Below are 24,059 nucleotides of genomic sequence, written 5' to 3'. Positions count from 1 at the left end.
AGGTGCCGTTATAAGTGGTAAGCATGACGCAGACGACCGCTCCCGCCCCGCTGCACTGGAAACTCGTCATCGACGCGCTCGACCCGCACACCCAGGCCGACTTCTGGTCCGCCGCGCTCCACTACACGGTCGAGGACAACAGCGCCCTCGTCGAGCGGCTGCTGGAGGCCGGTGCCCTGCCGGGCACGGCCACCGTGGAGTTCCACGGCCGTCCCGCCTTCCGGGACCTGATCGCCGTACGCCATCCGGAGGATCCGTACGACGAGGACAGCGGGACCGGACGCGGGCGGCGACTGCTGTTCCAGCGCGTGCCGGAGACGAAGTCCGGCAAGAACCGGCTGCACCTGGACCTGCACCCGGGCCGGGACCGGCGGGCCGAGGAGGTGCAGCGTCTGCTGAAGCTGGGGGCGAGCGTGCTGCGCGAGGTCGACGAGCCGGGCGGCACCTGGGTGGTCATGGCCGACCCGGAGGGCAACGAGTTCTGCGTGCAGTGACACCGGCCCGCCTCCCGCCGCACCGACGGTCGTCCGACTGTCGGGCGTCCGACCGTCGGGCGTCCGGCTATCGGGCGTCCGGGTTGCGGGCCGCCCGTTCGGCGAGGCGGTTCATCCGGGCACGGGCGGACTCCAGCGGACCGAGGTCCTCGGCGGCCGGCCCGTCCTCGAACGTGAGCTCGGTCCACAGCCCGAGCAGCTCCTGTCCCAGCCGCAGGCCCTGTACGGGCTCACGCACCGCCCGCCAGGCCGCGGCCGCGCTCTGGACATTGCCGTAGGCGGCCTCCGCGTCCCCGGCCCGGCGATGGACCCGGGAGAGGTCGAGGGAGAGGTGGAAGGCGCGGAGCGGGTCGCCCGCGAGGTAGGCGATGTACGCCGTGAGTTCGAGCAGCCGGAGCACCTCGGGGTGTTCCGGTCCGAGCGTTCCCGACGCCTCGGCCACGGTCCGCTCGGCCAGCGCCGCCGCCACATCGATCTGCCCCGCCTTCACCGCACCGCTGATCCGCGCGATCGGCTCGGCGAGGAGGGCGGGGGCGTCCGCGGATCCGGTCGCCGGTTCGTCCCCGAGTACGGCCTCGGCAACCGCGTCGAAGCCCCGGGCAGGGGTCGGTTTGGGGTCGGGGTCGGGAACGGCGTAGGGGTCGAGGTGCGGTTCCGGCGCACCGCCGAGGGGCGTCCCGAAAGCGGATGCGGGGGCGGGGCCGCGGGGCTCGGCGGCGGGGCTCGGGGGTTCCGCGGCGGGCGGCAGGGCCGCGGGGGCCGGAGCCGGCAAGGAGGTCAGCGGCCCGGGGAGGGGCGAGGGGCCCGGCGCGGGTGCGGTGGCCGGGGGTCCGTCCATGGCGGGCGGCGGGCCGAACTCGCCCGTCGGGGCCACGGCGGTGCCGTAGGGCGTCGCCGGCGGCGGCTCCGACACCACGCGGAGACGGAAGGTGGGAGCCGGGTCGTCCAGTCGCGGCGGCGACTGCGGGTGCGAGCGGGGCCCCGGCTGCGTCGGGTCCGGCTGGTCCGTCTGCGGTGCGTGGTCCGGCAGCGCGCGCAGGAGATGGGTCGGCTGCTCCTGACGGACCGGCACGGCGTCCTCCGGCTGCCAGGCCGGGGTGACGGGGGCGGCCGGGGCAGCCGGGACGACCCGAGCGGCAGGGGCCGGGGCAGCCGGAGGCTCGGGGGCGGGCGCGGGGACGTCCTTCGGCGGTGCGGTGCGGGCGGGCTCCCCCGCGAAGTGGCTGGCGCCGTCCAGATCCACTCGAAGGGGGACGACGTAACCGATGCGATCGTCCTGGACCATGGCGACCACCGGGTGTCCGGTGGCGAGGGCGATGCGGTGGAGATGGCTCAGCACGGCGTGCTGGACCTCCTCGCCGGGCGCCGGGAGAACCGGTACGCCGCCGATCGACGCCCCACCCAGGCCCGGTCCGGACGCCGGCACCCGGACGTCCAAGGGCGCCACCACGGGCGACGCGGGGTCCGCGGAGCGCGCGGAGCGCTTCTCTTCGCGCTTCTTCTCGCGGCTGAGTCGAGACATCGCTTCCCTCACTCGGATGCGTCGGGGAGTCGGCGGGCGGCGCGGGCCGGTGCCGTGGGTTCCGCAGCTTCCATGGTGCTCCTTCCCGACGCCGGACCACCGCTCCCCCGGCGGCAGGATCCAGTCGTGCACATACTGTCGAGTCTCTCCGCCCACTTACGGTGCATGCGTCACCACGACGTCACAGACTCGTCCCAGGACCCCGCCCACGGTGCCGGACGCGTCACGGGCGGAGCCACGACGACCGAGACCGGCGAGCGACCGAGACCGAGACCGAGACCGAGACCGACGAGTGAGGAGCACGGGGATGCCGAACGGCGGCGCACGGCAGGGGCCGGAGATCTGGATCCGGGGTCCGGTGAGCCCGCCGGAGGCGGACGTGCGGGACTCGCGGGACCCGCAGGAGGGATACGGGCCCGGACACGTCCACGGCACCCACCGGCGCTTCTCCTGGGTGGCCACGCACGGTGGCGCGGGCACCTCCACGCTCGCCGCGGTCTACGGCGGCCGGGACTGCGGGCGCGACTGGCCCGGCCCGGACGATCCGTCGTCGGTGCTGCTGGTCGCCCGGACCCATGCGGCGGGGCTGGACGCCGTACTGCGCACCCTGGAGGTCTTCCGTCTCGGGGAGGCTCCCGTGGGGCTCGACCTGGACTCCGTCGTGCTCGTCGCGGACGCGCCGGGCCGGCTGCCGCGACCCCTCGCCCAGCGGGTCGCCCGGATCGAGTCGGTCATCGACGTGCACCGCGTGCCCTGGGTGCCCGCCTGGCGCGTCGGCGACCTGGGCGGGGAACCGCCGCGGGAGACCCGGACACTGATCCGGCTGACGGAGTACAGTTGCACGTGCATGTAATGTAGACGCATTCATTGCAGGCGCATGCACTTGTCGTCAGCCGACTCTCCTGGGGGAGCAATGGGCCGCCGTTTCCTGTTCGTACTGGGCAGCAGCCGCACCGAGGGCAACACCGAACTGCTGGCCCGCCGGGCCGCCGAGCAACTGCCCGCGGACGTGGAGCAGGAGTGGTTCAGCCTCCTCGAACGGCCGCTGGCGGACTTCGAGGACCGGCGGCACCCCGGCGGCCGCCCCCGTCCCGGCGCCGACGGCACCCTGGCCGACGGCGGGACCGAGGCCGACGCGGCGGCGCTGCTCGACGCCACGCTCGCCGCGACGGACATCGTGATCGCGTCGCCGCTGTACTGGTACTCGGTGTCCGGCCCCACCAAGCGCTACCTGGACCACTGGTCGGGCTGGCTGCGCACCCCCGGCATCGACTTCCGGGCGACCCTGGCCGGACGCACGCTCTGGGGGGTCACCGCGCTCGCGGACGCCGAGCCGGCCGTCGCCGACCCGCTGATCGGCACGCTCAACAACGCGGCCGCGTACCTGAAGATGCGGTTCGGCGGGGTCCTGCTCGGCAACGGCAGCGACCGCGGCGACGTACTGAAGGACACCGCGGCGCTGACGCGCGCGAAGACGTTCTTCGCTCGCGAGGCGCCGCTCGCCCGCTTCCCCTTCGAGGACGCGTGACGCGCCATGGCCCAACGGGCTAGGTGCTGATGTCCTTCGTCGTGAAGCGGGCCCACGCTGCGGTGCCGAACACCGCCGCGTACAGCCCCTGGAGGCCGAGGTTCTTCACCAGGTCGTCCCAGTAGACCGGTTCGCGCATGAGGTCGGCGAAGGACAGCCAGTAGTGCGAGAACAGGTAAGGCTGGATCGCGTGCAGCTGCGGGATCTGGTCGAGGATCTGAACGGTGATCAGCAGGCCCACGGTCGTCGCCATGGCCGCGATACCGCTGCCGGTCAGGGTCGACACGAACAGGCCGAGCGCCGCGACGCCGACCAGTGAGGCGGCGACGACCAGGGCGATCAGCACCGCCCGGCCCAGGCCCTCGGCGAACGTGATCCGGGTGCCGGAGATCGTCGTCAGGTCACCGAGCGGGAAGAGCAGGGCGCCGACCACCATCGCCGAGGTGGCGACGACGAGCGTGGCCACCAGGCAGAAGGCGATCGTGGTCGCGTACTTGGTGAGCAGCAGGCGGGTGCGGCCGGCGGGCGCCACCAGGAGGTAGCGGAGCGTCCCGGCGTTCGCCTCGCCCGCGATCGCGTCGCCCGCGACCACCCCGATCGCCATCGGCAGGAAGAACGGAAGCGTCGCGGCCAGCGCCGTGAACACCAGGAACAGACCGTTGTTGGTGATCTGCGAGATGAACGCCGGCCCGCCGCCGCCTCCGCGCCCGGCCGGGGACCCGTCGCCGGTCTCGATCCTGACCGCGATCCCGACCAGGACCGGCACGGCCGCCAGCACACCCAGCAGGGCGAGCGTGCGCCAGCGCCGGAAGGTGGTCACCAGTTCGCTGCCCAGCAGCCCGAAGGTCCACAACGGGCCGGGCCGCCGGGGTACGTCCACCGCGCCGGCCGGGACGGCCGCCTCAACCCGCGACATCGAACCCCTCCCCCGTCAGGGCCACGAACGCGTCCTCCAGCGAGGCCCGTTCGACCCCGAAGCCACGCACCCGGACACCGGCGGTCACCAGTGCCGCGTTCACCTCGGCGAGATCCCTCTCCGGTGGTTCGCCGGTCACCCGGTCCTCCGCCACGACGATGTCGCCGACGCCCTGCTCCTTCAGCACCCGGGCCGCGTCGCCCGGGTCGGGCGTGGTCACCACCAGCCGGCCGCGCGCCCCCGCGGCCAGGTCGGAGACCGCTCCCTGGGTGACGAGCCGCCCCTGCGCCATCACCGCGGCATGCGTGCACACCTGCTCGATCTCGTCGAGCAGGTGCGAGGAGAGGAAGACGGTCGTGCCGTCGGAGGCCAGTTCCCGCACCAGGGCCCGGATCTCCCGCATGCCCTGCGGGTCGAGACCGTTGGTCGGCTCGTCCAGGACGAGCAGCCGGCGCGGCTGGAGGAGCGCGGCCGCCAGACCGAGCCGCTGTTTCATGCCGAGGGAGTAGGCCCTCGCCTTCTTGCCCGCCGCGGCCGACAGGCCCACCCGGTCCAGCGCCTGCGCGACGCGGGTGCGCCGGGTGCGCGGGTCGGCCGTCGGGTCGGCGGCGTCGTACCTCGTCAGGTTGTCGCGTCCGGAGAGGAAGCCGTAGAGGGCGGGGCCCTCGATGAGGGCGCCGACCTGGGGAAGCACGGCGCGCGAGGCCTGGGGCATGGTCTGCCCCAGCACCCGCGCCGTGCCCGAGGTGGGCGCGATCAGGCCCATCAGCATGCGGATGGTGGTGGTCTTGCCGGAGCCGTTCGGGCCGAGGAAGCCGAAGACGCTGCCCGCCGGGACGGTCAGGTCGAGACCGTCCACGGCGAGCTGTCCGCCGCGGTAGCGCTTGGTCAGGCCGCGGGTGTCGATGACCCCGGCACCGGCATGCGCATCGGCACCGGCGTCGGCATCCGCGTCCCGCGGGGGCGGTTGCGTGGCGGACGGCTCGTCCATCGGCTCCCTCGTTTCGTCGTACCCGCCTCGGTGACCGGAGCCGACCGCCTCGGTGACCGGAGCCGACCGCCTCGGTGATCGGAGCCGGCAGCCTCGATGATCGGAGCTGGCAGCCTCAGTGATCGGAGCTGGCAGCCTCAGTGATCGGAGCTGGCAGCCTCAGTGATCGGAGCTGGCAGCCTCAGTGATCGGCGTCGGCAGCCTTGACCAGCGCGCCCTTGGTGACCGCGCCGACGTACACCTTGCCGTCGTCCGTGATCAGGGCGTTCACCAGACGGGTGGAGAAGACCGTGCCCGAACCGAACTTGCCGGTGACCTTGTCGCCGAGCGAGCCGAGGAAGCCGCCGAGGTCGCCGGCCGGACCGGCGGCGCCGTCGGCGGAACCGGCGGGCAGACCGTTCTTGCTGCCGGAGTCGAAGGTGGCGATGGAGGTCCAGCCCTCGCCGATGACCTTGGCGTCGCCGGGACCCTCGGAGCCCGCGAGGCCCGAGAAGCCCGGGAAGCCTTCGAGGCCCTGCGCGCCCTTGTCGCCCTGCGCGCTGTCGTCCCGGGACTTACCGCTCTCCAGGCCCTGCCCGTGGTCGCCGTCCTCGGTGACCTTGGCCCCCTTGGGCGGGGTGAAGTCGAAGGTCGACGCGGCGGGCTTGGCGAAGCTGATCCGGGTGAAGCCCGCGTCCACGACCGCCGCGCCGCCACCGGCCGGGGTCAGCGTGAACTTCAGCGGCAGCCCGGTCTTGGCGTCCACGGCCACGCTGATCGTGCCGACCGTGCTGCCGGACTGCTTGGGCTTGACGAGCAGCTTGTACGCGTCCCGCCCGGCGACCTGCATGGTGCCGTCGACGGTCACGGACGTGGTGTCGTCGACCGACTTCAGGGCCTCCTCGGTGAGGCCCTTGGGGGTGGCCGGCACCGGCTCCTCGCGGCTGTCGTCCTTGGCCGCGCTGTCGTCCGCGGTCGAGTGGTAGACCTCGTTGGACTTGCTGTCGTAGCCCCAGACGTCCTTGCCGTCGTGGATGACGCTGTACTCGGCGGCGCTCTCCAGCAGCGAGAGCTTCTGCCGGTCCGGGCCGTCGGTCGCGACCCGCAGGGTGTGCGTGCCGGAGGCGAGTTCGGTCAGCCTGGCGGACGGGTCCGCGCTCGACCCGTCGCCGGCGGAGCCCGTGGCGCCCGACAGGAGACCGCTCTCCAGCCCGCCGAGATCGGGGAGCCCCAGGTCCGTGGTGATCTTCACCGTGCCGGACAGCTGCTCCACGTCCGACTGGGCGATCCTGTCGATGAGTTGCTGCGCGGTGATCTTCGGAAGGTCGGGGTCCCCGGAGGAGGCGAGCGCCGGGACGAGCCCGATGGTCGCCGCGGCCACCCCCACCACCGCGACCGGAACGACGTACCGAGCGGCCGTACGACGCCCGGAGCGCAGGTCGTCGGCCTCCCCGCCGGTCGTACCGGTCGCACCGGTCGTGCTGTCGTCGGATTCGTACGGTGCCATGTGTGCCCTACCTCCGTGGTCGGCGGCGGCTGTCCGTCTCGGCGCGTCCTCGCACTTGTGGTCCCACCCTGAGCCGCCATTCTCACCCGAATCGGTGAGGAGTGGTGTTTTCCGTGGTGTCCATCTCACCAAATCGGTGCTGTCGAAGCGTCAGACCGCGGGATCAACTCCGCGTACTGCTGGGGTATGACACAAAGAGGCGGTGCCGCGCCCGACCCGTAGGGGTCGCGCACGGCACCGCACTCGTCCGATCGACACTGCCGTCCGGCTCCCACGGCGGGGCAGCCGGACGAAGTCCCGGAGCCTGCCCGTAAGGGCCGGTCCGGCAGGGCCTAGCCCGCCCGGTGCACCACCGCGTCGCACAGCTCCACCAGCGCCCGCTTCGCGTCGCACTCCCGCAGCGGCGCCAGCGCGGCGCGCGCGTCCTGCGCGTACCGCACGGTGTCCTTGCGTGCCTGCTCCAGCGCGGGGTGCTCGCGCAGTGCCGCCAGCGCCTGCGCCAGCTTCGCGTCGTCGGTCAGGTCGGAGTCCAGCAGCTCGCACAGCGCGATGTCCTCCGCCAGTCCCAGCCGTGCCGCCCGCTCCCGCAGCCGCAGCACCGGAAGCGTGGGGATGCCCTCGCGCAGGTCCGTCCCGGGCGTCTTGCCCGACTCGCGGGACTCCGACGCGATGTCCAGCACGTCGTCGGCCAGCTGGAAGGCGACTCCCAGCCGCTCCCCGTACTGCGTCAGCACGTCCACGACCGTCTCGTCCGCGCCGGACATCATCGCCCCGAACCGGCACGACACCGCCACCAGCGATCCGGTCTTGCCGCCCAGGACGTCCAGGTAGTGCTCGACCGGGTCGCGCCCGTCCTGCGGTCCTGCCGTCTCCAGGATCTGGCCGGTCACCAGCCGCTCGAACGCCTCCGCCTGCACCCGCACCGCCTCGGGCCCGAGGTCGGCCAGGATGTGCGACGCCCGCGCGAACAGGAAGTCACCGGTGAGGACCGCGACGGCGTTGCCCCAGCGGGTGTTCGCGCTGTCCACCCCGCGCCGCACCTCGGCCTCGTCCATGACGTCGTCGTGGTACAGCGTGGCGAGGTGGGTCAGCTCCACCACCACCGCCGACGGCACGATCCCCGGTGCGTACCGGTCCCCGAACTGCGCCGCGAGCATCACGAGCAGTGGCCGGAAACGCTTCCCGCCCGCCCGCACCAGATGCTGGGCGGCCTCTGTGATGAAGGGGACCTCGCTCTTGGTGGCCTCGAGCAAGCCTTCCTCGACAGCCGCCAATCCGGCCTGGACATCGGCTTCCAGAGCCTGGTCCCGCACGCTCAGCCCGAACGGCCCGACGACGGTCACGAGGGGTCTCCTGTCTGCTGGTGTCCACTGGCGCTTGCGCGGTTTGTCGATAGGTCGCTGCCACCACCTCAAGTCAGCGTATCCGGTCACGTTTCGATCACCGATAGCCCCCACGGTTACCGGCCAGGCGGTACCGGATCATGCCCGTGATGTTTCCGATCAGACGACAAGGATGACCTTCGGCCGTTTTCTGCTGATACGGCGATGCCTGTCGGCCTGCCGGAGAGCGGCGATCCGCACCCCGGGCCGCACGTACCGCCGCCTCCCGCCACCCCGGCCCGGCCGGGCGAAAGCACCCGACCGGGTTCACGCCCCCGCCGCGCGCGACACGCCCCGCGACACCCCACCCCTCCGCCGGGCCGCCGCACGAGGCGACCGGGCCGTCCGAATCCGGCCACCTTCCTCCCGACACGTACGACGGGCACGGCGGGCACGGCGGGCACGGCGGGCACGGCGGGCGCGGCAGGCGCGGCAGGCACGGCAGGCACGGCGACGGACCGTCAGGCACGACAGAAACACGCCTTACGCACCCTTATGTCCGATTCGTCGCTATTAATTGCAGAATTCCACTTGGTGCTAAATGATGCCGATTCCGTAAACAGTGAATTGGCTCACTCGGGCCCAAAAACGGATGCAACGGCCACCCACCCTCGCCACCCTTCCGTGGCAAGCGAGTTGAGCCTTGGCAACCGCAAAGGATCAAGCACCCCAAATGCCTCAGACCAAGGTCAAATAGGGCGAGGTGTGAACCAGTCGCTTGTTTCGGACATGTGCTCTCGCATACGTTCCCGGCGAGTCGGGCGGACGCCTAATCCTGCCGCCGCCCTTCACCACCACCGACGAACACACTCGCACGGCAGGAGCGGGGGACCCAGGTAAGCCGCCGGACCGGACATCGCACCCGGAACGGCTAGGGGTTGAGCCGCGTCGCCACAGGGCGGCGCGGACGGGCACCTCCCGGCCCGAACCCGACAGCTCACCTCGTAGGCACCGGAGAGGAATCACGCCATGCACGCTGCCGGCAAGAGCCGTCGCGCCCGTTTCGTCCGCACCCTCGCCGTCGCCGGTACCGGCGCCGCCGTGCTCGCCCTGCCGCTCCTCGGCGCCACCGGCGCCTCCGCGGCCACCACCACCACGCCCGTGACCGCGACCCCGAAGTACACCAAGAACCTCGACGGCTGGATCCGGCAGTCGCTGGCGGTCATGGCCCAGCACCACATCCCGGGCACCTACAACGGGATCTACCGCAACGTGATGCGCGAGTCCTCCGGAAACCCGCGCGCCATCAACCTCTGGGACTCCAACGCGGCCAAGGGCATCCCGTCCAAGGGCCTGCTCCAGGTCATCGACCCGACCTTCGCCCGCTACCACGTGGGCGGCACCTCGTTCGACATATACGACCCGGTCGCGAACATCACGGCCGCCTGCAACTACGCCGCCGCGCGGTACGGCTCGATCGACCGCGTGTTCAGCGCCTACTGACCGGCCCCGCCCGGGACGGTCAGTCCTCTGCGGGAAAGAGTCTCTCGAGGACGACGGCGATGCCGTCGTCCTCGTTCGACAGGGTGATCTCGTCGGCCACGGACTTGAGTTCGGGATGGGCGTTGGCCATCGCCACACCGTGGGCGGCCCAGTCGAACATGGGGATGTCGTTGGGCATGTCCCCGAAGGCCAGGGCGTGTTCGGCGCGCAGGCCTAGGTGCTCGGCGGCCAGCGCCAGGCCGGTCGCCTTGGTGATGCCGCACGGCTGGAGTTCCACGGTCCCCGGTCCCGACATGGTGACCGTCGCCAGCGAGCCCACCACCGAGCGGGCCGTCGCCGCCAACTCGTCGTCGGACAGGGCGGGATGGCGCAGCAGCACCTTGCTGATGGGCTCGCACCACAGATCGTCGCGCCGCCCGACCCGCACCGCGGGCAGGGTCGGGTGCGGCATCAGATAGCCCGGCTCGATGAGCGTGAGGCCGTCGACCCCGTCCTGGTCGACGGCCGCGTACACCTGTCCCACCTCGGCCTCGATCTTGCCGAGGGCGGTTGCGGCCAGCTCCCGGTCGAGGGTGACCGACCACAGCAGCCGGTCCGCGCCGGCGTCGTACAACTGCGCGCCCTGCCCGCACACCGCGAGCCCGGCGCAGCCGATGACGTCGAACAGCGGCCGCACCCTCGGCGCCGGGCGGCCCGTCACCACGAGGTGCCGGGCACCGGCCCGGGTCACCCGCGCGAGTGCGTCCAGGGTCCGGTCGGAGAGCGTGTCGTCGCCGCGCAGCAACGAGCCGTCCAGATCGGTGGCGACGAGTGAGAATGCGAGGGGAGCGGCCATGATCAGAGAATACGGACCCCGCGCCCTCGCGACTCACCCCCGTTTCGGCCCCAAGTGGCGCCTGCGGGCTCCTTGATGGCGTCGGCGGGCAGCCCCGCGGTCTCCGACGGCTCCCGGGACGGCCCCCGTTGACCTTTTCGTCCCCAGCTCAGCCGTGGGCCGCGGTCAGGTGCTTCGCCAGCCGCGGGGAGGCGAACTCGGTACCGCACACGAACCGCATGACCGGGCCGTACGAGGCCGCCGCCGGCAGGCCGGTGAAGTACAGACCGGGCACGGACGACACATATCCCGCGCCGAGCCTGGGAGTGCCTCGGCTGACCACGAGTTCGGCACGCAGCCGGTGGCCCAGGAAGTCCATCGCCGCCATGTCCACCCGGTAGCCGGTCGCCGCTATGACGTGGTGGGCGGACAGCCGGTGGGTGCCGCCCGAGTGCGGGGCGACGGTCAGCGTCGCCCGGTCGTCCGCCGCGCCCGCCTCGACGATCCGTTCGACCTCGCTGACCTGCACCTTTCCCTCGAAGCGGTCGCGCAGCCACCAGGCGCCGAGCGGACCGAGCACACGACGGACCAGGTAGTGGCGGGTCCGGGCCGGCAGGTGCCGGTAGGGGTGCGGGTAGTAGCTGAGCGCCCACAGCGACCAGGCGCGGCCGAAGGGGGACTCGGGGCGCAGCCTGGGCTGCTTCCACGGGGGTGCGCCGAAGGCCACCCGGCCACGGCCGCGCGCGACCACGTGCACCTGCGCGCCCGCCTCCGCCGCGAGCGCCGCCGTCTCCAGCGCGGACTGGCCCGCGCCGACCACGATGAGTTCCCTGCCGGAGAAGCGGCCGAGGTCGTGGTGCTGGGAGCTGTGGGAGACCGGACCGGCCGGCGAGGGTCCGTCCGCCCCGGCGACGGTCAGCTCGGGGGGCAGATGGGACAGTCCGGCCAGGCCCGTGGCCACGACGACCGCGCGGGCGGTGAACAACTCACCCGAGTCCAGTTTCAGTTCGAAGCCCGAGCCGTGGGGTTTCCCGGCCCTGCGCTCGACGGAGACCACCCGCACCCGCTCCAGCCGCGGCACCAGCCGCTGCTGGAACCACTCGCCATAGGCGATGAAGGTCTCGGCGGGGATGATGTCCTCGTCCGTCACGAGCCGGCGTATGCCGGCCGCGTCGCAGTAGTCGGCGAGAGTGTGGCCGGTCTGCGGCGCGTCGATGCTGGAGGCCACGGGCGTCGACTTCAGCAGCATGCCCGCGGGCATGTGGTCGCGCCAGCTGACCATGGGATCGCCGAAGACGCGGACGGGGACACCGCGCGCCCGCAGATGGGCGGCGGTCGACAGGCCGAAGGGTCCGGCACCGATGACTGCTACGGGTTGACTCACGAAGTCCCTCCCCAGGACGTCACTTCGTCACTTCGTGGTGGTGCTGCCGCCGCGGCGGTTGGTGCGCCACAGCTGGTACAGGTGCTTCGCGCCCGGCCGCACGAAGCGCGCGAGCATCGTGAAGAACGGCCACAGGTCGTCACCCGCCAGCCAGGCCAGCTCCGTGCCGCTCGCCCGCGCCGGTGCGTGCGGCGTCGTATAGCCGCTGCGGCGGTAGGCGAGCAGGGCGGGCAGGTCGATGTTCTCCACGAGATACCGGTGGCCGGCCCGCTGTTCCCCCTCCGGAACGGCACGCCCGGTCAGATCCAGATGCATGGCGCGCACGACGTCCACCCTCGACCCGCTCTCGAAGAGCCGGAACTGGGCGCCCATGCGCGGGTTGAAGTCGAGGAGTTTGTACTGTCCGTCGCGCCGGTCGAAGCGCAGGTCGAGGTCGATGATTCCGGTGAAGCCGATCTGTTTGATGAAACGTGCGGCGAGGTCCGCGAGTTCCGGATTGTCGACTACGTACGCATTCGCCGTCATCCCCGCGTGCGGCGGCCAGGAGCGGACCTTCACTCCGGTGAACATCGCCAGCGGGGTCGAGTCCCGGTCGAAGTAGGCGTGCACGATCCAGTCCTCGGCCTCCTCCCTCGGCAGGTACTCCTGGAGAATCACCCCGGGGTCGCCGGGACGGCCGGCCCAGTCGCGGGCGAGCGCGAGCAGGCCCTCGCGGGTGGCGATCCTCGTCGTCCCGTTCACCGCCGGCCGTTCCCGGCGCACGAACGCCTCACGGTTCTTGGCCACCAACGGGAAGCGGGCCTTCTCGGCGAAGGCGACGATGTCGTCGTAGGTCTGCGGGAAGGCCGCCGACGGGCTCGGGATGCCGTGTTCCACGCACAGTTCGTGCAGGCCCTGCTTGCTGGCCAGCCGACGCGGCAGCTCCGGATCGACCCGCGGGAAGAGGAAGCTGTCGCCGAGCGCCTCCTGATGCTCGGCGATCAGGACGGCGGCCTCCTCGTCGGTGGGGACGAGCACGGCGGGACGGCCGATCCGGCGGCCGATCCGCAGCAGCCCCTCCACCAGGCACTCCGGCTCCTCGGTGCCGGTGGTCGGCCAGACGAACGCCCGCTCCAGATAGCGGGAGGCCGCCGCGGGTGTGTAACGGTCCTCGGTTATCGCGTACATCGGGACGCCCAGGCGGCCCAGACTGCGGATCGCTCCGACCCCGCCGTGGTGCAGCGGATAGTCGCCGAACTTGACGATCAGGCCCGGCACGCCGCCGTCGGCCTGTAAAGGCACGCTGCCGTCGCTCCCGGCCACGGGTCCCCCCACGTGTCCCCCTCCACGGACCGGACCCACCCCGCCCGTGTCCTGAAAAAGACGCTAAGCCGGAATTGACCACTCCGACAACCCCAAAAGGGGCATTGCAAACTCTTTAGACACTGCCCAAGACAGGCAACTCGGCCGTAACGTGTGGCGCGGCCACATGGAACGCATCGTGTGGCAAGAACAGACGGAAAGCACCGCACGCATCCGAGAGTGAGGCAGCACCCATGCCCCCCTTCGACGTCCCCGAGGGCGATCCCTTCGGGCCGCACAACCTGCCGTACGGCGTCTTCTCCCCCGCGGGTTCGGACTCCGCCGAGCGCAGGGTCGGTGTCCGGCTCGGCGACCACGTCCTCGACGCGGGGGCCGCGGCCCGGGCGCTCGGCTCGCCGTACGCCTCCGTGCTCGCCCGGCCCACCCTCAACCCGCTGCTGGCGGCCGGCCGCACCGTGTGGTCCGACGTACGGCGCGCGCTGACCGGGTGGGTGACCGTGCCGGCCCACCGGCAGGTCGTCGAGCCGTTCTTCCACCCCCTGTCGTCGGTGACCCTGCATCTGCCCTTCGAGGTCGCCGACTACGTGGACTTCTACGCCTCGGAGAACCACGCCCGCAACGTCGGGCAGATCTTCCGCCCGGACGCGGCGGACTCCCTGACCCCGAACTGGAAGCACCTGCCCATCGGTTACCACGGGCGGTCCGGCACGGTCGTGGTCTCGGGGACGGACGTCGTGCGGCCGTCGGGCCAGCGCAAGGCGCCCACCGACGAGACCCCGGTCTTCGGCCCGTCGGTCCGGCTGGACATCGAGGCCGAGGTCGGCTTCGTGGTGGGGACGCCCTCGGAGCTGGGCCGCCCGGTGGCGCTCGGCGACTTCCAGGAGCACGTCTTCGGCCTGTGCCTGCTGAACGACTGGTCCGCACGCGACATCCAGGCCTGGGAGTACGTCCCGCTCGGCCCCTTCCTCGGCAAGTCCTTCGCCACCTCGGTGTCGGCGTGGATCACACCGCTGGACGCGCTGGACGACGCGCGGGTGGCACCGCCGGCCCGCACGCACGCCCTGCTGCCCTACCTGGACGACGCGGGCGAGGAGCCCGGCGGCTACGACCTGCGCATCTCCGTCGCGATCAACGGCCATGTCGTGTCCGAGCCGCCGTTCTCCGGCATGTACTGGACCGCCGCCCAGCAGCTCGCCCACATGACCGTGAATGGCGCCTCGCTGCGCACGGGCGACCTGTACGGGTCGGGCACGGTCAGCGGTCCCGCCGAACGCCAGCGCGGCTCTCTGCTGGAGCTGACCTGGAACGGCCGCGACCCCCTCGAACTCCCCGACGGCAAGCGGGCGTTCCTGGAGGACGGCGACGTGGTGACGATGACCGCGTGGGCGCCGGGTCCGAACGGGCTGCGGGTGGGCCTCGGGGAAGTCACCGGCCGCGTGGTGCCGCGCGACTGACCGGCACGGGTACGCACTGTCCGTACCGGTGACGGCACGGGACGCCAAAGCCGGGGCAGGCCGGGGCCGGGGAGGCCGGAGCCGGGGCAGGCCGGGGCCGGGGGAGCTACGACCGGCCTCGGTCTCCGCGGTCGAAGGACCCCTCTTCCGGCGCCCGGCGCCCCATACTGGCGGTGGACGCACGACGCGCCGGACGACGCGCGTGCCCGACCGCCCCTGACATCCACCCCCCTCCGATCAGGATCCGGAGCCCGTGGCATGACCGTCTGCCTGCTCCTGTTGAGCGCTGTCGCCCTGGCCGCCGCCGTACCGATCCCCCGCGCGCTGACCCGCGCGGTCTGGCCGGAGCGCGAACCCGTGGTCGCGCTGTGGGTGTGGCAGTGCCTGGTCGCCACCGTGCTGCTGTGCTGCCTGACGGCTCTGGTGCTGAGTGCCGCCGCCGTCTTCCACACCGTCCGCGTCCAGGTCTTCGCCCCCGCCCCGCCGTCCGTGACCGAGGCGTACGACCTGTCCGGCGCCCCGCCCTGGGCGACCGCCCTCACCCTGCTGCTGGCCTGCGGGGCCGCCTGGACCACGGCGATGCTGCTCCGCGAACTGGTCGAGGCCCGGCGCAGCCGCGGCCTGGCCCGCGCCCAGCTGCGCGAACGCGCCCCCGATCTGCCGCCCGGTCTGCCCGGCGCCCGGGGGCCGCTGCTGGTGCTGGAGGACGAGTACCCCGACGCCTGGTGGCTGCCCGGTCACCCGCCCCAGCTGGTCGTCACCACGGGAGCCCTGCACCGGCTCACCGCGCACCAGCTCGACGCCGTCCTCACCCATGAGCGCGACCACGCCCGCGCCCACCACGACTGGCTGCTGCATCTGTCCACGGCCCTGGCCACCGGCTTCCCGCGGGTCCCCCTGTTCACCCACTTCTGCGAACAGACCCACCGGCTGGTGGAGCTCGCCGCCGACGACACCGCCTCCCGCCGCTGCGGCCATCTGACCACCGCACTGGCCCTCATCGAACTCAACCAGCACCGCGGAGTGCTCTCCTGCGCCTCCAGTCACCGTCTCCTGGGCGAGCGGGTCGACCGCCTGCTCGCGCCGCCGCCGCGCCTGGGCCGCAGGGACCGTGCCCTGACGACGACGGTGGCCGCGCTGGTCCCGCTTCTCCCGCTGCTGATCACCTTCGCACCGGCGCTGACGGCACTGAGCTGACGGCACGGGGGCGGCGGCACGGAGCCGGTAGCACCGAGCCGACCGCGCCCGGCGCCCCCGCCCCCTCGGGCCGCTCGGGCCCCTCGGGCCGCTCGGGCCGCTCGGGCCGCTCGGGCCGCTCGGGCCGCTCGGGCTACATCCAGTCGTCGGGCTCCGGCTCGGCGTCCATCTCGGGCCAGTGGTCGGCGTCCGGACCCGCGTCGGACAGGTCGCCGGCGCCCGCCGGGGCCGGCTCCGCCTTCGGCGTCCCGTCCTGGGCGGCCAGGACCGCGATCACACCCTCCCCGTACGTCGCCAGCTTCTTCTCGCCGACCCCGCCGACCCCGCCGAGCTGTGCCACGGAGGTGGGCCACACGGTGACGATCTCCCGGAGCGTGGCGTCGTGGAAGATGACGTACGCCGGAACTCCCTGCTCACGAGCCTGCTCGGCACGCCAGGCGCGCAGTGCCTCGAAGGCGGGCAGCAGTTCCTCGGGCAGCTCGGCCGCGGCGGCCCTGGGCTTGCGTTCACCCCGGCCGGAGGAGCCGGTCCGCGCGGCCGCGGGCTTCTTCGGTTCCTTGCGCAGCGCCACCTCACGCTCGCGCCGCAGCACCGCGCCGCTGTCCTCGGTCAGCACCAGCGTGCCGTAGTCCCCCTCGACCGCGAGCAGTCCCTGCGCCAGCAGCTGCCGCACGACTCCACGCCACTCGCCCTCGGCCAGATCCTCGCCGATGCCGAACACGGACAGCTGGTCGTGGTCGAACTGGATCACCTTGGCGGTGCGCCGGCCCATCAGGATGTCGACGATCTGCACCGCGCCGAACTTCTGCCCGCGCTCGCGCTGCAGCCGCACCACCGTCGACAGCACCTTCTGGGCCGCGACCGTGCCGTCCCAGGTCTCGGGCGGGGTGAGGCAGGTGTCGCAGTTGCCGCAGCCCGCCGGGGCCGGTTCCTGCCCGAAGTAGGCGAGGAGCTGTCCGCGGCGGCAGCGGGCGGTCTCGCACAGCGCCAGCATCGAGTCCAGGTGCGAGGCGGCCCGGCGGCGGAACGTCTCGTCGCCCTCGCCCGACTGGATCAGCTTGCGCTGCTGAACGACGTCGTTGAGCCCGTACGCCATCCAGGCCGTCGAGGGCATTCCGTCACGGCCGGCGCGGCCCGTCTCCTGGTAGTAGCCCTCGACCGACTTGGGCAGGTCGAGGTGGGCGACGAACCGCACGTCGGGCTTGTCGATACCCATGCCGAAGGCGATGGTCGCCACCACGACCAGCCCGTCCTCCCGCAGGAACCGCGACTGGTGCGCCGCGCGCGTGCCCGCGTCCAGGCCCGCGTGGTAGGGCACCGCCTCGACGCCGTTGCGGGTCAGGAACTCCGCCGTCTTCTCGACCGAGTTGCGCGAGAGGCAGTACACGATGCCCGCGTCGCCCGCGTGTTCCTCGCGCAGGAAGCTGAGCAGCTGCTTCTTGGGATCGGCCTTGGGCACGATCCGGTACTGGATGTTCGGCCGGTCGAAGCTCGCCTCGAAGTGCCGGGCCGTCGGCATGTTCAGCCGCTGGGTGATCTCCTGGTGGGTCGCGCGGGTGGCCGTGGCCGTGAGGGCGATCCGCGGGACGTCCGGCCAGCGCTCGCCGAGCAGGGACAGGGCGAGATAGTCGGGACGGAAGTCGTGGCCCCACTGGGACACACAGTGCGCCTCGTCGATCGCGAAGAGCGCGATCTTGCCGCGGGAGAGCAGGTTCAGGGTGGAGTCCAGGCGCAGCCTCTCCGGCGCCAGGTACAGCATGTCGAGCTCACCGGCGAGGAACTCGGCCTCGACCGTCCGCCGCTCGTCGAAGCCCTGCGTGGAGTTCATGAAGCCCGCGCGCACACCCAGGGCCCGCAGGGCGTCCACCTGGTCCTGCATCAGCGCGATCAGCGGGGAGACGACGATGCCCGTACCGGGTCTGACCAGGGACGGGATCTGGTAGCACAGCGACTTGCCACCGCCGGTCGGCATCAGCACGACGGCGTCCCCGCCGTCGACCACGTGGTCGACGATCGCTTCCTGCTCGCCGCGGAAGGCCCCGTACCCGAATACCCGGTGCAGCGTGGCCAGTGCCTCGCTGTCCGTCACGTCTGGCATCTCACTGATCCCGCCCGTCGCGCCCATCGCCCTGCTCTCGTACGTCGTCCCTCGGCCACTGCTTCCACGATAGGGGTCCGCACCGACAGCCTCGGAGTTATCCACAGACCGGCACCGTCGGCGGCCGCCATGGACACGATCACCGTTCACACGTTCGCGGCAGACCCGCCCGATTTCCGTCGATAGTCTGAAAGCACCGGCGAGACTCCGTCCCATGGGAGCACTGATGAGCGTCGCACCGAAGGCGTCCGCGTCCAGCTGGCCGATCCCGCCCGAGGGCGGCTGGACCGCCGACGACCTGGACCGCCTCCCGAATCTTCCTCCGCACACGGAGCTGATCGACGGGAGCCTGGTCTTCGTGAGTCCGCAGACCCTTTTCCACACGCGTGCTGTGGATTTCTTCAATTGGCAGCTCCAGTCGCTGGCACCCGCGGAATTCGAGGTCGTCCGGGAGTTCACCATCGACATCGACCAGCAGAACCGCCCCGAACCGGACGTGATCGTCGTACGGGCGGATGTGGTGGACGATCCGGAGCAGACGCGCTACCCGGCCGACGCGGTCACCCTGGCCATCGAGGTCGTCTCCGCCGAATCCGTCTCCCGCGACCGCGAGACCAAGCCCCTGAAGTACGCGCGTGCGGGCATCGCGCACTACTGGCGGGTGGAGAACGAGAAGGGCCGGGCCGCGGTACACGCCTTCGAGCTGGAGCCGACGACCGGCGCGTACACCAGCGTGGGCATCTTCCGTGAGCGGATGAAGGTCAGCGTGCCCTTCCCCATGGACCTCGACCTCACCGGAATCAAGTCACGGCGCGGCGGCGAGTAGCCCACGACGCACGGCGGCCCGGCACCCTCGGAGGGTGCCGGGCCGCCGTCGTGCCGGCGCGGATCGTGTCAGCGCACGAACACTCCCGCCTGGCTCGCCAGGTCCAGGAAGTACTGCGGTGCCACACCGAGCACCAGGGTCACCGCCACGCCGACCGCGATCGCGGTCATCGTCAGCGGCGACGGCACCGCGACCGTCGGACCCTCCGGCTTCGGTTCGCTGAAGAACATCAGCACGATCACCCGGATGTAGAAGAACGCCGCGATCGCCGACGAGATCACACCGACCACGACCAGCGGGGCCGCGCCGCCTTCCGCCGCCGCCCGGAACACCGCGAACTTCCCGGCGAAGCCTGAGGTCAGCGGGATGCCCGCGAAGGCCAGCAGGAACACCGCGAACACGGCCGCCACCAGCGGCGACCTGCGACCGAGCCCCGCCCACTTGGACAGGTGCGTCGCCTCGCCGCCCGCGTCGCGCACGAGGGTGACGACCGCGAACGCGCCGATCGTCACGAACGAGTACGCGCCCAGGTAGAACAGCACCGAGGACACACCGTCCGGCGTGGTCGCGATGACACCGGCGAGGATGAATCCCGCGTGCGCGATCGAGGAGTACGCCAGCAGCCGCTTGATGTCGGTCTGGGTGATCGCGACGATCGCGCCGCCCAGCATCGTGATGATCGCGACGCCCCACATGACCGGCCGCCAGTCCCAGCGCAGTCCGGGCAGGATGACGTACAGCAGGCGCAGCAGCGCGCCGAAGGCCGCGACCTTGGTCGCCGCCGCCATGAATCCGGTCACCGGTGTCGGCGCGCCCTGGTACACGTCCGGCGTCCACATGTGGAACGGCACCGCGCCCACCTTGAACAGCAGGCCCATGGCGAGCAGTGCGGTGCCGACGAGCAGCAGCGCGTCGTTGCCCATGGTGCCGGCGAGCGCCGGGTCGACGCTGGTGACCCGGCCCTCGACGACCTGCGCGATGGTGGCGTACGACACCGAGCCCGCGTACCCGTACAGCAGGGCGATGCCGAAGAGGGTGAACGCGGAGGCGAAGGCGCCGAGCAGGAAGTACTTGACGGCGGCCTCCTGCGACATGAGCCGCTTGCGGCGGGCCAGCGCGCAGAGCAGGTACAGCGGCAGCGAGAAGACCTCCAGGGCCACGAACAGCGTCAGCAGGTCGTTGGCCGAGGGGAAGACCAGCATGCCGGAGACCGCGAAGAGCAGCAGCGGGAAGACCTCGGTGGTGGTGAACCCGGCCTTCACGGCCGCCTTCTCGCTGTCGCTGCCGGGCACGGACGCGGCCTGTGCCGCGAACGAGTCGACCCGGTTGCCGTGTGCCTGCGGGTCGAGGCGGCGCTCGGCGAAGGTGAACAGGCCGACCAGGCCGGTCAGCAGGATCGTGCCCTGGAGGAACAGGGACGGTCCGTCGACCGCGATCGCGCCCATCGCCGCGATGTGCGCCTTGGTGGTGCCGTAGCCGCCGGCCGCGAGTGCGATCACCGCGGCGAAGGCGGCTACGAGCGCCACCGCCGACACGAACAACTGTGCGTAGTAGCGGGACTTGCGGGGCACGAACGCCTCGACCAGCACCCCGACGATCGCGGCTCCCACCACGATCAGGGTGGGCGAGAGCTGCCCGTATTCGATCTTCGGCGTTTCGATCTTCGAGATCGGGCCGGCCGCGGTTGCCGCGGTTGTCCACAGGCTGTGGACGGCTGTTGCGCTCACTTGGCCGCCTCCACCTCGGGCTGGGGGTCCTTCTTCTGGACGTCGGACAGGGTCTGCTTGACCGCCGGGTTGACGATGTCCGTGACGGGCTTCGGGTAGACACCCAGGAAGATCAGCAGGACGATCAGCGGCGCGACGACCAGGAGTTCGCGGGCTCTGAGGTCCGGCATCGCCTCGACCTCCGCCTTCACCGGGCCCGTCATCGTCCGCTGGTAGAGGACGAGGGTGTAGAGCGCGGCGAGGACGATGCCGAAGGTGGCGATGATGCCGATCGCCGGATAGCGCGCGAACGTGCCGACCAGCACCAGGAACTCGCTGACGAAGGGCGCCAGACCCGGCAGGGAGAGGGTCGCCAGACCGCCGATCAGGAAGGTGCCCGCGAGGACCGGGGCCACCTTCTGCACACCGCCGTAGTCGGCGATGAGCCGGGAGCCGCGCCGGGAGATCAGGAAGCCCGCGACCAGCATCAGCGCGGCCGTCGAGATCCCGTGGTTGACCATGTAGAGCGTGGCGCCGGACTGGCCCTGACTGGTCATCGCGAAGATGCCCAGGACGATGAACCCGAAGTGCGAGATCGACGCGTACGCCACCAGCCGCTTGATGTCACGCTGCCCGACGGCGAGCAGTGCCCCGTAGATGATGCTGATCAGCGCCAGTACGAGGATGGCGGGCGTCGCCCACTTCGAGGCCTCCGGGAAGAGCTGGAGGCAGTAGCGGAGCATCGCGAAGGTGCCCACCTTGTCGACCACCGCCGTGATGAGGACGGCGACCGGAGTGGTGGCCTCCCCCATCGCGTTGGGCAGCCAGGTGTGCAGCGGCCACAGCGGGGCCTTCACCGCGAAGGCGAAGAAGAAGCCCAGGAACAGCCAGCGTTCGGTGCTGGTCGCCATGTGCAGCGAGCCGTTCGCCCGCGCCTGCGCGATCTCCTGGAGGCTGAAGTTGCCGGCCACCACGTAGAGGCCGATCACCGCGGCCAGCATGATCAGACCGCCGACCAGGTTGTAGAGGAGGAACTTCACCGCCGCGTACGAGCGTTGCGTGGACGCGGCCGCCTCCCCGTGCTCGTGGGCACGGTCCCCGAAGCCGCCGATGAGGAAGTACATCGGGATCAGCATGGCTTCGAAGAAGACGTAGAAGAGGAAGACGTCGGTGGCCTCGAAGGAGAGGATCACCATCGCCTCGACGGCCAGGATCAGGGCGAAGAAGCCCTGTGTCGGCCGCCAGCGGCGGCTTCCGGTCTCCAGCGGGTCGGCGTCGTGCCAGCCCGCGAGGACGATGAACGGGATCAGCAGGGCGGTCAGCGCGATCAGCGCCACCCCGATGCCGTCCACGCCCAGCTCGTACCTGACCCCGAACTCCTTGATCCAGGCGTGGGACTCGGTGAGCTGGTACCGGTCGCCGCCCGGGTCGAACCGGACCAGGACGACGATCGCCAGAGCGAGGGTGGCGAGCGAGACGAGCAGCGCCAGTGCCTTGGCGGCGTTGCGCCGGGCGGCCGGCACGGCGGCCGTGGCGATCGCCCCGACGGCCGGCAGTGCCGCCGTCGCTGTCAGCAGTGGAAAGGACATCGGTATCAGACCGCCCTCATCAGCAGGGTCGCGGCGACGAGGAGTGCCGCACCGCCGAACATCGAGACCGCGTACGACCGCGCGAAGCCGTTCTGCAGTCGGCGCAGCCGTCCGGAGAGGCCGCCGACCGAGGCCGCCGTGCCGTTGACGACACCGTCGACCAGGGTGTGATCGACGTACACCAGGGAGCGCGTCAGGTGCTCCCCGCCCCGCACGAGGACGACGTGGTTGAAGTCGTCCTGGTACAGGTCCCGGCGGGCGGCCCGGGTGAGCAGCGACCCGCGCGGGGCGGTGACCGGGACCGGGCGCCGTCCGTACTGGGCGTACGCGAGGGCGACACCGACGACGAGCAGGGCCGTGGTGACCAGGGTGACCGTCGTCGGGCTGAGGGGCGAGTCGCCCTCGGCGTGCCCGGTGACGGGCTCCAGCCAGTTCAGGAAGCGGTCGCCGATGCTGAACAGGCCGCCCGCGAAGACGGATCCGAAGGCCAGCACGATCATCGGGATCGTCATGGACCTGGGCGACTCGTGCGGGTGCGGCTCGTGCCCGTGCTCGTCGGGCTGCCAGCGCTTCTCGCCGAAGAACGTCATCAGCATCACGCGCGTCATGTAGAACGCCGTGATGGCCGCGCCGAGCAGGGCCGCGCCGCCGAGGATCCAGCCCTCGGTGCCGCCCTTGGCGAAGGCCGCCTCGATGATCTTGTCCTTGGAGAAGAAGCCGGACAGGCCCGGGAAGCCGATGATGGCGAGGTAGCCGAGGGTGAAGGTCGCGAAGGTGATCGGCATGTACTTCCTGAGGCCGCCGTACCTGCGCATGTCGACCTCGTCGTTCATGCCGTGCATGACCGAACCGGCGCCGAGGAACAGTCCGGCCTTGAAGAAGCCGTGGGTCACCAGGTGCATGATCGCGAAGACGTAGCCGATGGGGCCGAGGCCCGCGGCGAGCACCATGTAGCCGATCTGCGACATGGTCGAGCCGGCCAGCGCCTTCTTGATGTCGTCCTTCGCGCAACCGACGATCGCACCGAACAGGAGCGTGACGGCGCCGACCACGGTGACCACGAGCTGCGCGTCGGGACTGCCGTTGAAGATCGCCGCGGACCGGACGATCAGATACACGCCCGCGGTCACCATCGTCGCGGCGTGGATGAGGGCCGAGACCGGGGTCGGGCCCTCCATCGCGTCCCCGAGCCAGGACTGCAGCGGCACCTGGGCGGACTTGCCGCAGGCCGCGAGCAGCAGCATCAGGGCGATGGCGGTGAGCTTCCCGCCGGTCGCGCCACCGGCGAGACCGGGGTGTTCCTGGCTGCCGAGCACCGGACCGAAGGCGAAGGTCCCGAAGGTGGTGAACATCAGCATGATGGCGATCGACAGACCCATGTCGCCGACGCGGTTGACCAGGAAGGCCTTCTTGGCCGCGGTGGCCGCGCTGGGCTTGTGCTGCCAGAAGCCGATGAGGAGGTACGAGGCGAGGCCGACGCCCTCCCAGCCGACGTACAGCAGAAGGTAGTTGTCGGCGAGGACGAGCAGCAGCATTGCCGCCAGGAACAGGTTCAGATAGCCGAAGAAGCGGCGCCGCCGCTCGTCGTGCTCCATGTACCCGATCGAGTACAGGTGGATCAGCGAGCCGACGCCCGTGATCAGCAGCACGAAGGTCATCGACAGCTGGTCCAGGCGGAAGGCCACGTCCGCCTGGAAGCCCTCGACCGGGATCCAGCTGTACAGGTGCTGGGTCAGCGTCCGGTCCTCGGCGCCGCGGCCGAGCAGGCCGGCGAAGAGGACGACTCCGACGGCGAAGGAGGCGGCCGCGAGGACGGTGCCGATCCAGTGGCCGACGGCGTCCAGCCGCCGGCCGCCGACCAGCAGGACGGCCGCTCCGAGCAGAGGCGCCGCGATCAGCAGCGCGATCAGGTTCTCCACGATTCTTC

19 protein-coding genes are annotated in these 24,059 nt (G+C 71.5%); 7 read left to right on the top strand and 12 right to left on the bottom strand.

All coding sequences use genetic code 11. The annotated features are described in order from the left end of the window. Positions 1 to 23: 23 nt before the first annotated feature. Complete coding sequence (locus ACZ7OY_RS17790) at positions 24 to 494, top strand: VOC family protein (RefSeq protein ID WP_471912231.1); 471 nt, start codon at positions 24 to 26, stop codon at positions 492 to 494. 67 nt (positions 495 to 561) lie between these two features. On the opposite strand, the gene ACZ7OY_RS17785 is transcribed toward ACZ7OY_RS17790, so the two are convergent. Further along, a complete protein-coding gene (locus ACZ7OY_RS17785; protein ID WP_471912230.1) occupies positions 562 to 2,016 on the bottom strand; it encodes a tetratricopeptide repeat protein in 1,455 nt (484 codons plus the stop codon). 307 nt (positions 2,017 to 2,323) lie between these two features. On the opposite strand from ACZ7OY_RS17785, the gene ACZ7OY_RS17780 reads away from it, so the two are divergent. Both ACZ7OY_RS17780 and ACZ7OY_RS17775 read left to right on the top strand, forming a co-directional pair. Next, on the top strand, positions 2,324 to 2,869 hold the full coding sequence (locus tag ACZ7OY_RS17780) for a DUF6668 family protein (protein ID WP_471912229.1): 546 nt from the start codon (positions 2,324 to 2,326) through the stop codon (positions 2,867 to 2,869). Positions 2,870 to 2,929: 60 nt separating this feature from the next. Then, positions 2,930 to 3,544 (top strand): flavodoxin family protein, encoded by a 615-nt coding sequence (locus ACZ7OY_RS17775; RefSeq protein ID WP_471912228.1) that lies wholly within the window; start codon positions 2,930 to 2,932, stop codon positions 3,542 to 3,544. A 19-nt stretch (positions 3,545 to 3,563) separates the two neighbouring features. On the opposite strand, the gene ACZ7OY_RS17770 is transcribed toward ACZ7OY_RS17775, so the two are convergent. The 4 genes from ACZ7OY_RS17770 to ACZ7OY_RS17755 form a co-directional block, all read right to left on the bottom strand. Next, positions 3,564 to 4,460, bottom strand: coding sequence for an ABC transporter permease (locus ACZ7OY_RS17770; protein ID WP_471912227.1), 897 nt, complete (start codon positions 4,458 to 4,460; stop codon positions 3,564 to 3,566). Beyond that, positions 4,447 to 5,451 carry an ABC transporter ATP-binding protein gene (locus ACZ7OY_RS17765; protein WP_471912226.1) on the bottom strand — a complete coding sequence of 335 codons (1,005 nt, stop codon included), beginning with the start codon at positions 5,449 to 5,451 and terminating at the stop codon, positions 4,447 to 4,449. The genes ACZ7OY_RS17770 and ACZ7OY_RS17765 overlap by 14 nt, the downstream gene beginning before the upstream one ends. 181 nt (positions 5,452 to 5,632) lie before the next feature. Continuing rightward, positions 5,633 to 6,937, bottom strand: a complete 1,305-nt coding sequence (locus ACZ7OY_RS17760) for a LolA family protein (RefSeq protein WP_471912225.1) — start codon at positions 6,935 to 6,937, stop codon at positions 5,633 to 5,635. Positions 6,938 to 7,269: 332 nt separating this feature from the next. Then, a complete protein-coding gene (locus tag ACZ7OY_RS17755; RefSeq protein ID WP_351607318.1) occupies positions 7,270 to 8,280 on the bottom strand; it encodes a polyprenyl synthetase family protein in 1,011 nt (336 codons plus the stop codon). 1,008 nt (positions 8,281 to 9,288) lie between these two features. Between ACZ7OY_RS17755 and ACZ7OY_RS17750 the strand changes: the two genes are divergently transcribed. Further along, entirely contained in the window at positions 9,289 to 9,762 is a 474-nt protein-coding gene (locus ACZ7OY_RS17750) for a transglycosylase SLT domain-containing protein (protein WP_471912224.1), read from the top strand. Positions 9,763 to 9,781: 19 nt separating this feature from the next. On the opposite strand, the gene ACZ7OY_RS17745 is transcribed toward ACZ7OY_RS17750, so the two are convergent. The 3 genes from ACZ7OY_RS17745 to ACZ7OY_RS17735 all read right to left on the bottom strand — a co-directional run bounded on the left by ACZ7OY_RS17745 (position 9,782) and on the right by ACZ7OY_RS17735 (position 13,241). After that, entirely contained in the window at positions 9,782 to 10,597 is an 816-nt protein-coding gene (locus tag ACZ7OY_RS17745) for an HAD family hydrolase (RefSeq protein ID WP_471912223.1), read from the bottom strand. A 148-nt stretch (positions 10,598 to 10,745) separates the two neighbouring features. After that, positions 10,746 to 11,960, bottom strand: coding sequence for an FAD-dependent oxidoreductase (locus ACZ7OY_RS17740; protein WP_471912222.1), 1,215 nt, complete (start codon positions 11,958 to 11,960; stop codon positions 10,746 to 10,748). A 27-nt stretch (positions 11,961 to 11,987) separates the two neighbouring features. After that, entirely contained in the window at positions 11,988 to 13,241 is a 1,254-nt protein-coding gene (locus ACZ7OY_RS17735) for a carboxylate--amine ligase (protein WP_471912444.1), read from the bottom strand. Between the two features lie 254 nt (positions 13,242 to 13,495). On the opposite strand from ACZ7OY_RS17735, the gene fahA reads away from it, so the two are divergent. Both fahA and ACZ7OY_RS17725 read left to right on the top strand, forming a co-directional pair. Beyond that, a complete protein-coding gene (gene fahA, locus ACZ7OY_RS17730; protein ID WP_471912221.1) occupies positions 13,496 to 14,716 on the top strand; it encodes a fumarylacetoacetase in 1,221 nt (406 codons plus the stop codon). 258 nt (positions 14,717 to 14,974) lie between these two features. Continuing rightward, on the top strand, positions 14,975 to 15,913 hold the full coding sequence (locus ACZ7OY_RS17725; RefSeq protein ID WP_471912220.1) for a M56 family metallopeptidase: 939 nt from the start codon (positions 14,975 to 14,977) through the stop codon (positions 15,911 to 15,913). 133 nt (positions 15,914 to 16,046) lie between these two features. On the opposite strand, the gene recQ is transcribed toward ACZ7OY_RS17725, so the two are convergent. Next, positions 16,047 to 18,038 carry a DNA helicase RecQ gene (gene recQ, locus ACZ7OY_RS17720; protein WP_471912219.1) on the bottom strand — a complete coding sequence of 664 codons (1,992 nt, stop codon included), beginning with the start codon at positions 18,036 to 18,038 and terminating at the stop codon, positions 16,047 to 16,049. A gap of 199 nt (positions 18,039 to 18,237) precedes the next feature. Here recQ and ACZ7OY_RS17715 point away from each other — a divergent pair, with 199 nt between their 5' ends. Beyond that, positions 18,238 to 18,837: a Uma2 family endonuclease gene (locus ACZ7OY_RS17715; RefSeq protein WP_471912218.1), complete on the top strand. Its 600-nt coding sequence runs from the start codon at positions 18,238 to 18,240 to the stop codon at positions 18,835 to 18,837. Between the two features lie 68 nt (positions 18,838 to 18,905). Here the strand turns inward: ACZ7OY_RS17715 and nuoN are convergent, their stop codons facing one another. Genes nuoN through nuoL form a run of 3 tightly spaced genes read right to left on the bottom strand, consistent with a single transcriptional unit; the run spans position 18,906 to position 24,051 of the window. Then, entirely contained in the window at positions 18,906 to 20,564 is a 1,659-nt protein-coding gene (gene nuoN / locus ACZ7OY_RS17710; protein WP_384725709.1) for an NADH-quinone oxidoreductase subunit NuoN, read from the bottom strand. Then, positions 20,561 to 22,132 carry an NADH-quinone oxidoreductase subunit M gene (locus ACZ7OY_RS17705; RefSeq protein ID WP_471912217.1) on the bottom strand — a complete coding sequence of 524 codons (1,572 nt, stop codon included), beginning with the start codon at positions 22,130 to 22,132 and terminating at the stop codon, positions 20,561 to 20,563. Before ACZ7OY_RS17705 ends, nuoN begins: the two co-directional genes overlap by 4 nt. Before the next feature lie 5 nt (positions 22,133 to 22,137). Next, positions 22,138 to 24,051, bottom strand: coding sequence for an NADH-quinone oxidoreductase subunit L (nuoL, locus tag ACZ7OY_RS17700; protein WP_471912216.1), 1,914 nt, complete (start codon positions 24,049 to 24,051; stop codon positions 22,138 to 22,140). Positions 24,052 to 24,059 lie beyond the last annotated feature (8 nt).

This window comes from Streptomyces sp. NPDC107559 (assembly GCF_055657365.1).
Note: the sequence above shows the minus strand (reverse complement) of the source record. Positions and strands in the feature narration are given on the sequence as shown.